This window comes from Bradyrhizobium oropedii (assembly GCF_020889685.1).
Classification (GTDB): Bacteria; Pseudomonadota; Alphaproteobacteria; order Rhizobiales; family Xanthobacteraceae; genus Bradyrhizobium; species Bradyrhizobium oropedii.
In genome coordinates this window covers 1-12171 of record NZ_JACMYO010000224.1, presented here as the reverse complement: position 1 = coordinate 12171, position 12171 = coordinate 1, and the positions used below count along the sequence as shown (strand labels likewise).

Here is a 12171-nt window from a genome sequence, read left to right as displayed (position 1 = left end):
AACCGCGGTCTTCAAATCCGTACTGAGGGAGTTCAGACCGGAGGCGACTTTGAGATGCGCCTGGACTTCCTTGCGGTCGGCTTCATTCGAGCTTGAGAATTCGAGCAGGGCCGTGAACTCGCCGCCCAGTTGAATCTCGCTGATGTAGCGATTGCCGCACGCAGTAAAGAACGCCTGGCGATTGCCTTTGTACTTGACGGCGTCGCTCCCGAGCCCGGCTGCGCCGCCTCCGACCGAGGGTCCGGCCGCAGTCACCCGAATCAGAAGATAATCGGAGTTGGCCGAGAAATGCATCGATGAGCTGAAGCTCGCCGATGCCTCGGCGGTGACCATTCCGAAGCCGCCCGATCCGGAAACTTCAATGCTCGTTTCGCGCTTCAGGTCTTCGGAGGATTGGATCACGGTGATGTGGGCGTGCGTCTCGTAGCCTTCGGAGCCGGGGGCCACGAACGGCAAGTTCACGCAATCGCCGCGTTTGGTCGACGTGAACGTGTTGTAACCCTTGCCCAACATCGCCTGGTAGGTGGTGACATAGGCATCTTCCGGGTGATCCGGATGCTCGACGACACCGGCGCCGGCCTGACGAAGCAAGGCGTCAGGGGGCAGATCCTTCACTGACTGGGCATTCGTCGGGGATAGCGGCAACAGAAGCGACAGACCGCAGGCGAGAAGCGCGCCCGCGCGGAAACGGATGGAGGTGCGCATGAGCCGTCCTTTTGTTTTGAACAGTTGCTGCTTTGTCTACCATTTTAGATAGCGCGATTATGTGATTGAAATGACAAGTAGCAAAAGAATTCGAAGCGCGCCGCAAGCGTCAGTCTTTGACTCGTTTCCCGGAGAGTATTTTTAAGCCCGTCGTCGGCGGAGCAACAACGGAACTTTTGCCAACGATCGGCAGCGAGACAAGATCGCTTGAATTCCTTCGCTTGCCGCAACGTGACGATCGACGACGCGGGACGAGCGGCCCAGGAACGTCAGGCCGCTCTGAGGGCCAGCTGATAGCAGAGATCGAATCCGCTCATCGCGTCGGCAACGAGCCGATCGAAGGCCTGCAGCAGTTGCGGCGTCATTTCGACCGACCGGCCGCGGCCTTTGCCCAGGCGAACAAGGCCCATCTGCTCTGCTTCCTCGAGCAGCTCGCGGACATGGGTGCGCGATACGCCGAAGCGGTCGCCGAGGTCGGAGTAGGACACTTCGAGCGGTCCGTCCCCGTTTGCCCTTCCGGCCATCTCGATCATCTTGATCAGAATCATGATGCCGGCGTCGCGGCCCTGGAACAGCATCATGACCGGATTGCTCGCCAGGATCTGCGCGCCGAGTGCGAACAGATCCCGCGATACCAGACGCTGCATCAACTGGAAGGCGCCATCGCGCGTCATGATTCGCGCGTAGCCGGGGTCTGGAAATAGAATCTGCAATGGAACGTGGTGCGAGACCAGAAAATCCTGATCCTGCGTGATCATCTTCGCCGTTGGCGTGAGGATGCGAACGCGGCGATCGTGCGGCGCCGCGCGCTGTTCGAGATAGCCGACCTCAACGAGCCGCATCACGAGGTCCTGCACACGGCTCGGGCTTGCGAGTTGATGCGCCGCCATGGAATCCGCGACCAGCCGCAGCGTCGGCCAGGTCGCGCGATCAGCCTCGTCGTAACGCGCATAAAGACACATGATGATGGCAAGAAGGACGGTCCGGCTCGCTTCGAGCAACAGCCGGTTGAGGAAGGGCTTGTGCTCGTAGAGAGCCAGCATCGCCTCCACGAATTCCTCGCGCGCGAATGGAAAGCGCGGATGGGCGAGGATTTCCTCCGTGGAGTGGAACGGCGGGAGATCTCGGAAATCGATATCGGCCATGGGTCATCTTTTGGCCTGAGGCCGCCGAACGGCCGATCCGATCATAGCACAATGATGCGACCGCCGTATGCCGCCGAGCGCGCAGTCGGGCCGTGGCCTGACCCGCGGCCTGATCTTCAAGCCCGACGGCACGCTGGTGGCATCCGTCGCGCAAGAGGGCTCAGTGCGCGAACGCAAGGCGTGATCGGTCGGAACAGGCGCAACGCGCTTATCGCGAACGTCCTGCTCACAGAGCGAGCTTAAGTGCCCGGCTGCGGGCCTCGTTCAACAAGCACGGTCTGCGACGCCATCCAACCCGACATCCAGCGATACACCCACGGAATCGGGATGACGAAAGAGGCGGCGATCACCGACACGACCCCGCGCCAGAGAAATTCCAATCCGGTGCCATTGAAGATCACCTCGCGCCGCGCACCCGCGATGTTTCGGCAGAACCATCGCGTCCAGGCAGCATAAACCCACGCCACGCCTATGATTGTGATGCTGGCGATGTTCGCAAGTAAGACCCATCCGAGACTGGCCCAGAACGAACCAGAGAATCTAAGTCCGAGCGGCTGTCCGTCGGACGAGATACCCGCGACCAGCCATTTGAGGAAAAGCCAGTTCAGCACGATCATGGCCGGAAAGATCGAGAAGTTGAGCCAGTCGAAGCCGGTCGCGACCGTCACAATCATGAGCACAATGACTCCGAACACCCCGAGAGCCACCGGCATCGCCGAGCCCATGAAGCCGAGATTCGGACGCTGCGGCACCTTCACGCACGGAACGAGCCATTTGAGATACCAAACCAGTGCCCAAGGAATTGGGATCAAGAAGCTCATGCCGATCGCGAGCACGATGCTGCGCCAGGTGAAATCCCAAATTCCGAAATCGATCGACAGCGGTCCGCCGCTGTCGCTGCCTGACACCGTCACCTGCGGCGGATCACCCGGCATCAACGCTGCGGGCGGCGCGCTTACGCCGGGAACGAGGCCGGGAATCTCGCCCGCCTTCTCTGCCAGCCGGATAATCCCTCGGTCCAGACCAGCGTATCCGCGTACACCGTTCCCCGGGCGATGAGATCGCGAAGCTCGGCTTCGGGAAAGGGACCTTTCTGCTGGCCTTCGGATGCATAAAACCATGTTCGGTTCGACATTTTATTTCCGCGGTAGGAAAAAGGCAGTCAGCAAAGACCACCCGGGCGATTTCGCAAATCCGAGCGTACAAGCCGGCCGCGCCTTGACACGCGGCCTGATCTTCAAGCCCGATGACACGCTGGTGGCCTCAGTGGCCTAGGAAGAAATGGCGCGCTCGCGGACGCGACTCTTGTCGAAAACGCTCCGATCGATCACACCGCCGCGCCGCGCTCGGTCAGCGCGAATTGCGAGACGATCCAGTTGCCGTACCAGCGCAGCACCCATGGAATCGGGATCAGGAAGGCGCAGCCGATCGAGAACACGATGGTTCGCCACAGCACCTCGAGCCCGGAGGCATTGAACGTGACTTCGCGGCGCGTGCCGTCGACGTTGCGGCAGATCCAGCGCATCCACGCGGTCAGCACCCAGGCCCAGCCGATGATGGTGATCGCCGAGATCACCATCGCCAGGTACCAGCCGATATAGGCGAGCGGGCTGCCCTTGAACTCGATCGGCAGATCCTGGCCGCTCGAGCTGAGATGGCTGAAGATCCAGCGCACGATCATCCAGCTCAGGAAGCCCTGCAACACCAGCGAGAGCAGGGTCACGATGTTGCTGTTGGCCGCGCCGGCATAGGTCAGGAGACCGAGCACGATGAAGACGTACCAGATGTCGAGCGGCTGCCCGGTGAAGGCAAGATGCGGCCGGCCCGGCACGCGGATATAGGGAATCGCAAAGCGATACAGGGCGGTCGCGGTCCACGGCGCGGGGATGACGAAAATCTCGCCGATGAACATCAGCAGGCTGCGTCCGAACAGGCCCCAGATCGGGAAGTCGGCCGACAGTGCGCCCCCACTATAGCTTCCGGATGCCGCCACCGGCGGCGGTCCGCCGGCCTGTGGGAACGCCGGCGGCGCGCCCGCGCTCGGAACAAGGCCGGGAATCTCCCCCGCCTTCTGCCAGCCGGCCATGCCCTCGGTCCACACCAGGGTATCGGCCCCCACCATGCCTCGGGTGATCAGGTCGCGGAGCTGGGCTTCAGGCAGGGGGCCCTTTTGCTGGCCTTCGGATGCATAAAACCAGTTTCGGTTCGACATTTCTTGATTCCTCGGGGCGCGGGTGCACGCGCTGTGGCGAGAACGAGCCAGCAGGGCGCTGGCCGGGGCGGGAAAGCCATATTCTGGCGGAGGGTTGTCGTCTCGTACAGTGACGGAGTTCACCCGCTGCGCACGTTTTCCCCTTCAACCTGCAAGTTTTTTGTGCCATTTGCCCAGAAAGCTGCCAGATTTGGCGCGTGCGAAATGCCGGGGACGGCAAATGCCGCTCCGGGGATGGGCGCATACGGAAAACCTCAACGGAATGAAGGCTTGAACCATGAAACTCGTCGTTGCGATCATCAAACCGTTCAAGCTCGATGAGGTGCGCCAGGCTCTGACCGCGATCGGCGTCCACGGCATGACGGTGACCGAGGTGAAGGGCTATGGCCGCCAGAAGGGCCATACCGAGATTTATCGCGGCGCCGAATATGTCGTGAACTTCCTGCCCAAGCTCAGGATCGAGATTGCCGTCGATTCCGAGCTCGCCGAGAAGGCCGTCAGCGTCATTACCGAGCACGCCCGCACGGGCCAGATCGGCGACGGCAAGATCTTCGTGACGCCGATCGACCACGCATTGCGCATCCGCACCGGCGAGACCGACAACGACGCGCTCTGAGTTCTATCGAGGTCGCGCCCGGCAACGACGCCGGCGCACGTCAAATCCACTCCAAATCCACGCCAAGAAACCACGACCGCCGGGGAATGATGATGGGGGCACGAGCTCTTCGTGCAGCGATATCAGCTGCGCCGATCACTGCTGCAATCCTGCTCGCGTGGGGCACGCCGACCCTGGCGCAAGATTCTGCGGCCAATCCCGGCATCAACCCGGCCGACACCGCCTGGATGATCGTCGCCACCGCGCTGGTGCTGATGATGACGATCCCGGGGCTCGCGCTGTTCTACTCCGGCATGGTGCGCAAGAAAAACGTGCTGGCGACGATGGCGCAGAGCCTCACGGCCGTTGCGATCATTTCGATCCTCTGGGTCATCTTCGGCTATTCGCTGACCTTCGTCGGCAACGGTCCCTGGCTCGGCTCGCTCGACAGCTGGTTCCTGGCCGGGATCACGATGGACAGCGTCAATCCAGCGGCCAAGACCATCCCCGAAGCGCTGTTCATGCTGTACCAGATGACGTTTGCGATCATCACGGTGGCGCTGGTCGCAGGCTCGGTCGCCGACCGCATGCGGTTCTCCGCCTATGTGCTGTTCTCGATCGGCTGGTTCATCTTCGCCTACGTGCCGCTGGCGCATTGGGTGTGGGGCGGCGGCTTCCTCGCCTCGATGGGCGTGATGGATTTCGCCGGCGGCCTCGTCGTCCATCTCTCCGCCGGCATCAGCGGCCTGGTCGCGGCCAAGGTAATGGGCAACCGGCACGGCTACGGCCATGACAATCTTTCGCCGTTCGATCTGTCGCTCGCCGTGGTCGGCACCGGCCTGCTCTGGGTCGGCTGGTTCGGCTTCAACGGCGGCTCGGCGCTGGCGGCCAATTCGCGCGCGGTGATGGCGATCACCGCCACCCATCTTGCGGCCTGCGCCGGCGCGCTGACCTGGGGCGCGATCGAATGGGCGACGCGCCGCAAGCCGTCTGTGCTCGGCATGATCTCGGGTGCGGTCGCAGGGCTCGGCACCATCACGCCGGCATCGGGCTTCGTCGCGCCGTGGCACGGCATCGTCATCGGCATCATTGCCGGCCTGGTCTGCTTCTGGGCCTGCACCTGGCTGAAGCATCGCTTCAAGTATGACGACTCGCTCGACGTGTTCGGCGTGCACGGCATCGGCGGCCTGACCGGCACGCTGCTCGCAGGCGTGTTCGCCACCGCCGCGATCGGCGGCACCTCCGGCCTGCTCGAAGGCAATCCGCAGCAGCTCTTGATCCAGCTCTACGGCGTCGTGGTGACGCTGGTCTGGTGCGGCGGCGTCACCTTCGTGCTGCTCAAGCTGGTCTCTGCCTTCGTGCCCTTGCGGGTCTCGATGCAGCAGGAGCTGGAAGGTCTCGACATCTCGCAGCATGGCGAGGCGTTGCAGTAGCAGCGGAGCTCACAGCGCCGGGACGAGAACGCCGGCAACCGCGAGACGGGACGAACGGTGCGTCCCGCCGCGTGGCGTGGCTCACGGGGCGGCGCGAGGGCGAATTCGTAAAACAACCCCATGCAAAGGACCCGCGCACCGCGACGTCACGCAGCACGGCGCCAGGACAGTTGGTGCTTGCACAACACATAAGTGTATGCTTATGTATTGGCATGGTCGATACGGATATCTTCAAGGCGCTGGCCGATCCGACCCGCCGCAAGGTCTTCGAGAAGCTCGCCGGCGGCAGCCTCAATGCCAGCGCCCTGCGCGATGGATTGGAGATCAGCCAGCCGGCGATGTCGCAGCATCTGGCGGTGCTGCGCTCGGCAGGCCTGGTGCGCGAGCAGCGGCAGGGCCGCTTCGTCAATTATGAGGTCGACCCGGACGGGATCGCCAGCATCGGGACCTGGCTCGCCCGCTACCGCGCCTATTGGCCGAAGCGCATCGAAGCGCTCTCCGACCTGCTGAAGGACATGGATCAATGAGCGACACAGTCGAGCCTGATGCGGACGCCGCCCTGGTGATCGAATATGAGCTCGACGCGCCGCCGGAGAAGGTATGGCGCGCCGTGACCATTCCAGCCCTGCGCGAACGCTGGCTTCCGGATTCCGATCTCGCCGGCGCCGAGCCTGAATCAACGATCACTGGCGAAGAGGTGCGCTATCGGCTGCGCGAGTCCGAGCCGCCGTTTCGCGAAAGCCACGTCACCTTCCGGATCGAGCCGAACCAGGCCGGCGGCACAACGTTTCGTATCATCCAGGAAGCCTGCGATATCAGGGAAAAACAGCCGCAACCGGCCAACAGCAACCGCCGCTGCCTGATGCGCGCGGCCTGATCCCAAACGCAACCACCCACTGAAACGTCATCACCTGCAGAGATGGAGGTCGCCGATGCGCGACATGATGCAACTCGTCCCCATGGTCGTCGAGCAATCGGCCCGCGGCGAACGTTCCTTCGACATCTACTCAAGGCTCTTGCGCGAACGCATCATCTTCCTCAACGGCGAGGTCAATGACGCGATGTCCGGACTGGTCTGCGCCCAGCTCCTGTTCCTCGAGGCGGAGAATCCGCACAAGCCGATCAACCTCTACATCAACTCCTATGGCGGCGTGGTCACCAGCGGGCTTGCGATGTACGACACCATGCAGTTCATCAAGGCGCCGGTGCACACGCTGTGCATGGGCACCGCGCGCTCCATGGGCTCGTTCCTGCTGATGGCCGGCGAACCCGGTCACCGCGCCGCGCTGCCGAATGCAAGCCTCCACGTGCATCAGCCGCTCGGCGGCTTCCAGGGCCAGGCATCCGACATCCTGATCCACGCCACCGAGATGCAGGAGACCAAGCGGCGCATCATCCGGCTGTACGCGCAGCATTGCGGGCGCTCCGAGGCGGACGTCGAACGGACCCTGGACCGCGATCACTTCATGTCTGCGCAGCAGGCGGTCGAATGGGGATTGATCGACAAGGTCTTTGCGGCACGCGACGCCGCCTGAGGGTCCGACGCCACCCTATTTAAATACCTGCAACTGCACCGTTGCTGAGCAGAATTGTGTCCGGACCCTGACCTGCTCACGAATTAAGCCACCCTGATTAGATTTTAGGCGCGACGGAATAGCGCAGGGGCGCCTTGCTCCCGCAATGCGGGAAAATATCCGGATTCATAATCCATTAGCGAACTCCGGCCGGTTGGCACGGCATTTGATTCTAAGGGTCCCGGCTGTGCCCGCGTAGTGGAAGTCCTCCGCGTGGTGAACCTCAGTCGAAACTCCCGGTGCTCGCTCGCACCGGGCCCAAGCGGGGATAGGACTCATGAAAATTGTTATGGCGATCATTAAGCCATTCAAGCTGGAAGAGGTCCGTGACGCCCTGACCGCCATTGGCGTTCACGGTCTCACGGTGACGGAAGTCAAAGGGTACGGCCGTCAGAAGGGCCACACGGAAATCTATCGCGGCGCCGAATATGCCGTGAGCTTCCTGCCCAAGATCAAGATCGAAGTCGCAGTCAACTCCGATCAGGTCGACAAGACCATCGACGCCATCACCTCTGCCGCCAAGACCGGCCAGATCGGCGACGGCAAGATCTTCGTCATCAGCCTCGAGCACGCCGTGCGCATCCGCACCGGCGAGGCCGATGCCGCTGCCCTCTGATTTCGCGCTCAAACCTTAAGACCTCAGGAGTGAATAACATGACGTTCAAGCGTCCCTATGGCGCGGGACTGGCGGCCCTCGCAGTCGGCCTCTTCGCCGCGACCGCCGCCTACGCTGAGCCAACCGTCAACAAGGGCGACAACGCCTGGATGCTGACCTCGACGGTGCTGGTGCTTTTGATGACCATCCCCGGCCTCGCGCTGTTCTATGGCGGCCTCGTCCGCTCCAAGAACATGCTCTCGGTGCTGGCGCAGGTGTTCTACACGGTCTGCCTGGTCACCGTGCTCTGGGCCCTCTACGGCTACAGCCTTGCCTTCACCGGCGGCTCCGACTTCATCGGCGGCTTCTCCAAGGCCTTCCTGATGGGCGTCACGCCGGACTCGAAGGCGGCGACCTTCTCGGTCGACGCCAACATCTCGGAGCTCATCTATATGTGCTTCCAGATGACCTTCGCGGCGATCACGCCGGCCCTCATCGTCGGTGCCTTCGCCGAGCGCATGAAGTTCGCGGCGATCGCGCTGTTCATCCCGCTCTGGGTGACCCTGATCTACTTCCCGATCGCGCACATGGTCTGGTACTGGCCGGGCCCGGACGCGATCCAGGATGCCGCCAAGGCGCTCGCCGCTGCGGCTGACGGTGCGGCGAAGACCGCGGCGCAGGCCAAGCTCGACGAGATCAACGCCGATGCCGGCTGGATCTTCAAGAAGGGTGCGATCGACTTTGCCGGCGGCACCGTCGTGCACATCAACGCGGGTATCGCCGGCCTGGTCGGCGCGCTCCTGATCGGCAAGCGGACCGGCTACGGCAAGGAGCTGATGGCTCCGCACTCGCTGACCATGACCATGATCGGCGCCTCGCTGCTCTGGGTCGGCTGGTTCGGCTTCAACGCCGGTTCCAACCTCGAAGCCAATGGTGGCGCTGCGCTCGCCATGACCAACTCCTTCGTGGCCACGGCCGCGGCGGCGCTGGCCTGGATGTTCGCGGAATGGATCATCAAGGGCCATCCCTCGCTGCTCGGCGCACTCTCGGGTGCGGTCGCGGGCCTCGTCGCGGTGACCCCGGCGGCCGGCTATGCCGGTCCGATGGGCGCCATCGTGCTCGGCCTCGTGGTCGGCGTGGTCTGCCTGTTCTTCTGCACGGTCGTGAAGAACGCGCTCGGCTATGACGACTCGCTCGATGTGTTCGGCGTCCACTGCGTCGGCGGCATCATCGGCGCGCTCGGCACCGGCATCCTGGTCAACCCGGCACTCGGCGGTGCAGGGATCATCGACTACACCGCGATCCCGCCGAAGGTCGCCGATTACGACTTCGCGGCGCAGATGATCTCGCAGTGCTGGGGCGTCTGCACCACGCTGGTGTGGTCGGGCGTCGGTTCGGCGATCCTCTACAAGATCGTCGACGTGATCGTCGGCCTGCGCGCCAACGTCGAGACCGAGCGTGAAGGCCTCGACATCACCGAGCACACGGAGCGCGCCTACAACATGTGAGTTCTCCCGGGACTCCGGCTCCCTCCGGGGCCGGGTCCAGAACTACGGTTCGGGCACATACCCGGCAATGTCCGGACCGTTGAGGGGCTCCAGCGCAAGTTGGAGCCCCTTTCTTTTTTCTCCGGCTTGAGAAAATATTGTCGGAATTGCCTGCCATTGTGGAATGACAGGCTACAAACAACGAAAACGGGAGGACGTCATGAAGGTGCAAGGCAGGTGCTATTGCGGCAACGTGCGCTATGAGGCCGAAGGCGAACCGATGATGGCGGCGCAATGCCTGTGCCGCGAATGCCAGTACATCACGGGCGGCGGACCGAACATGTTCATGGCGATGCCGACCACCGGCTTCAAATACACCGCAAGCCAGCCCAAGCAGTTCACCCGCAAGGATCTCGACCGCGCCGTGACCCGCGAATTCTGCCCGGAATGCGGCACGCATCTGGTGACCAAGGTGCCGGGCCTGCCCGCCACGATCCTGAAGGTCGGCACGTTCGACGACCCCAGTGTGTTCACCCCGCAGATGACGATCTACACCTGCGACAAGCAGACCTTCCACCATCTGCCCGAGGGCAAGCCGTCATTCGAGAAGCTGCCGGCGCGGTAACGCGGCGGCGCAAGGACTCACGCCGCGTCGCGCGCGTGCTCGACGCGGTCGCGACCGTGGCGCTTGGCGGCGTAGAGTGCCTGGTCGGCGGTTCGCAGCAGGCTGCCGAGATCGAAGCCGGTTGCCTTCACGGTGAAGCCGATGCTGATGGTCACCGGCAGCTGGGTCACGCCGTCGAGGATCGTCCGGCCTGCGCAATCGCGACGGATTTCCTCGGCGCCGTGCGCGGCTTGTTCGTGGCTCAGGCCCGTGACGACAGCCGCAAACTCCTCGCCGCCGTAGCGCGCGACCAATGCGCCATGCCGGGTTGCGAACTGGCGCAGCACGTCTGCGATCTCGACCAGCACCTTGTCGCCGATCTCATGTCCGTAGCGATCGTTGATCGCCTTGAAGTGATCGATGTCGCACATCAACATCGCCACCGGCGCGCCATCCACCTGCGCTCTGTCGAGTGTAGCGGCCGCCTCGGCATCGAAGCCGCGGCGGTTCAACAGGCCGGTCAGCTGGTCGGTCTGCGAGAGCTGCGCCAGCTCGCGGCGGGTCTGCGCGAGCGCCAGCATCAGCATGCCGGCGCGATATGACATGGCGCCGCTGAGCGTGACCCCGATGAAGACGCCGGCGGTCAATCCAAAGGCCTGCATCTGTCCGACCGTGATCGGCGCGGCCAAATCGCGGCCGAACACCAGCATGCCGATGGTGAAGGACATCACCGCGGTCATGCCGGCGGCAATGGCCATGATCTTGCCGGTGCGGCGCAGAACATCGCCGCGTGTCTCGATCCCTGCCATTTCCGTCTGCACGCCCTCGCAATTCGCGGCATCATTCGGTCGTGCTGTGTTGCGAATTGCTGAAGGGGATTCGTGACGCGCGCGCTGGCCTTAATGATGCGTAAAGCGGATCGGTCGAATGCGCGACGATGTTCGGCTGAGCGCGGTCAGTCGATCAGGACTTCCTCGTCCGGCAGCTCGCTCGGCGCGCCATCGCGCAAATAGCTTTCGAGGATACCGGCGAGCGACAGCGGCGTGAGGCGCTCTTCCGCACTGGACAGATCGGCGATCGGCCACCAGCGGAAGCAATCCAGCATCTTCGCTTCGGTCTCATCGGCCATGACAGGCACGAATCGATCGGCGTGAACGATGCGGTACTCTTCCTTCTGGGAGATCCGACGGCCGCCCCAGTTGAAGGTGTGATGCCGCCGCCAGACGGCGGGGCCGGGCGCGAAATCGACCAGCCCCAATTCCTCGGCCAGTTCCCGCTGCAAGGTCGCTTCAGCCGTCTCGTCGCCCTCGATGCCGCCGCCGGGCGCGATCCAGAAGCAGTCGCCGCCATGCGGCGGCCGAATCCGCATCAGCAGCACTTCGCGTTCGGCCGTAATGATGAGCGCCCTGACGGCGCGGCGGTGAAGCATGTCTCGGAGCAATTTGGTGCGATTTTCGCGGTTTTCCCGGAGCCAGCGCTGATATCACGGGCCGGCCAATCGCGCGCGCCACCGATGGTTAATCGCGTCTTAACCTCGCCCTATCTATGGTGATTTGATCGGTTTACGGTCGGCGCCCCTATCCTCCGACCGCAGTGAAAGTGCTGGCATTTCAATCATGGCAATGACCGCCTCATCCGGCTTGGCGCAGGGCGCCGGCGATGTCGCATCCGCCGGCCAGGCCGAGCGTTCCCCATTCGTGCGGACCACCGAACTGCTGGCGCCGTACCAACCAGCTAAGCCCTTGATTACGCTGTCGGTAGGCGAGCCGCAGCACCCCGTGCCCGATTTCGTCGGGCCGGTGCTGGCGAGGCACACCGCCG

General features: G+C 63.4%; 16 protein-coding genes and 2 pseudogenes. 11 read left to right on the top strand and 7 right to left on the bottom strand.

The genetic code is table 11. The annotated features are described in order from the left end of the window. On the bottom strand, positions 1-705 hold a 705-nt coding region (locus H8A95_RS37525), incomplete at its 3' end, for a hypothetical protein (protein WP_229187644.1). A 269-nt stretch (positions 706-974) separates the two neighbouring features. Next, entirely contained in the window at positions 975-1850 is an 876-nt protein-coding gene (locus tag H8A95_RS37520; RefSeq protein ID WP_229187643.1) for a helix-turn-helix domain-containing protein, read from the bottom strand. Between the two features lie 73 nt (positions 1851-1923). On the opposite strand from H8A95_RS37520, the pseudogene H8A95_RS37515 reads away from it, so the two are divergent. Continuing rightward, a pseudogene (locus tag H8A95_RS37515) lies at positions 1924-2034 on the top strand (acyl-CoA thioesterase II); the annotation flags it as partial. A gap of 55 nt (positions 2035-2089) precedes the next feature. Here the strand turns inward: H8A95_RS37515 and H8A95_RS37510 are convergent. Beyond that, a complete protein-coding gene (locus H8A95_RS37510) occupies positions 2090-2785 on the bottom strand; it encodes a hypothetical protein (RefSeq protein ID WP_338028044.1) in 696 nt (231 codons plus the stop codon). A 20-nt stretch (positions 2786-2805) separates the two neighbouring features. Next, positions 2806-2985, bottom strand: a complete 180-nt coding sequence (locus H8A95_RS44275; RefSeq protein WP_338028043.1) for a DUF4339 domain-containing protein — start codon at positions 2983-2985, stop codon at positions 2806-2808. Between H8A95_RS44275 and H8A95_RS37505 the strand changes: the two genes are divergently transcribed. Then, positions 2970-3125 carry a hypothetical protein gene (locus tag H8A95_RS37505; RefSeq protein ID WP_229187645.1) on the top strand — a complete coding sequence of 52 codons (156 nt, stop codon included), beginning with the start codon at positions 2970-2972 and terminating at the stop codon, positions 3123-3125. The two genes, H8A95_RS44275 and H8A95_RS37505, sit on opposite strands and share 16 nt — an antisense overlap. 52 nt (positions 3126-3177) lie before the next feature. On the opposite strand, the gene H8A95_RS37500 is transcribed toward H8A95_RS37505, so the two are convergent. Continuing rightward, complete coding sequence (locus H8A95_RS37500) at positions 3178-4062, bottom strand: DUF4339 domain-containing protein (protein ID WP_229187642.1); 885 nt, start codon at positions 4060-4062, stop codon at positions 3178-3180. 277 nt (positions 4063-4339) lie between these two features. Here H8A95_RS37500 and H8A95_RS37495 point away from each other — a divergent pair, with 277 nt between their 5' ends. The 8 genes from H8A95_RS37495 (at position 4340) to H8A95_RS37460 (ending at position 10371) form a co-directional block, all read left to right on the top strand. Beyond that, positions 4340-4678, top strand: coding sequence for a P-II family nitrogen regulator (locus H8A95_RS37495; RefSeq protein WP_229187641.1), 339 nt, complete (start codon positions 4340-4342; stop codon positions 4676-4678). 92 nt (positions 4679-4770) lie between these two features. After that, entirely contained in the window at positions 4771-6090 is a 1320-nt protein-coding gene (locus H8A95_RS37490) for an ammonium transporter (protein WP_229187640.1), read from the top strand. 212 nt (positions 6091-6302) lie between these two features. Beyond that, complete coding sequence (locus tag H8A95_RS37485; RefSeq protein WP_163159913.1) at positions 6303-6617, top strand: ArsR/SmtB family transcription factor; 315 nt, start codon at positions 6303-6305, stop codon at positions 6615-6617. Then, positions 6614-6967, top strand: coding sequence for an SRPBCC family protein (locus tag H8A95_RS37480; RefSeq protein ID WP_229187639.1), 354 nt, complete (start codon positions 6614-6616; stop codon positions 6965-6967). Before H8A95_RS37485 ends, H8A95_RS37480 begins: the two co-directional genes overlap by 4 nt. Positions 6968-7022: 55 nt before the next feature. Further along, positions 7023-7625 (top strand): ATP-dependent Clp protease proteolytic subunit, encoded by a 603-nt coding sequence (locus H8A95_RS37475; RefSeq protein WP_229187638.1) that lies wholly within the window; start codon positions 7023-7025, stop codon positions 7623-7625. 316 nt (positions 7626-7941) lie between these two features. Then, complete coding sequence (locus tag H8A95_RS37470; RefSeq protein WP_024583097.1) at positions 7942-8280, top strand: P-II family nitrogen regulator; 339 nt, start codon at positions 7942-7944, stop codon at positions 8278-8280. Positions 8281-8318: 38 nt separating this feature from the next. Further along, on the top strand, positions 8319-9767 hold the full coding sequence (locus tag H8A95_RS37465) for an ammonium transporter (protein ID WP_229187637.1): 1449 nt from the start codon (positions 8319-8321) through the stop codon (positions 9765-9767). Positions 9768-9966: 199 nt separating this feature from the next. Continuing rightward, positions 9967-10371, top strand: a complete 405-nt coding sequence (locus tag H8A95_RS37460; RefSeq protein ID WP_163159909.1) for a GFA family protein — start codon at positions 9967-9969, stop codon at positions 10369-10371. 17 nt (positions 10372-10388) lie between these two features. On the opposite strand, the gene H8A95_RS37455 is transcribed toward H8A95_RS37460, so the two are convergent. Beyond that, complete coding sequence (locus H8A95_RS37455) at positions 10389-11159, bottom strand: GGDEF domain-containing protein (protein ID WP_229187636.1); 771 nt, start codon at positions 11157-11159, stop codon at positions 10389-10391. Positions 11160-11305: 146 nt separating this feature from the next. Beyond that, positions 11306-11779, bottom strand: a complete 474-nt coding sequence (locus tag H8A95_RS37450) for an NUDIX domain-containing protein (protein ID WP_229187635.1) — start codon at positions 11777-11779, stop codon at positions 11306-11308. A 187-nt stretch (positions 11780-11966) separates the two neighbouring features. Between H8A95_RS37450 and H8A95_RS37445 the strand changes: the two are divergent. After that, positions 11967-12171, top strand: a pseudogene (locus H8A95_RS37445) (aminotransferase class I/II-fold pyridoxal phosphate-dependent enzyme); the annotation flags it as partial.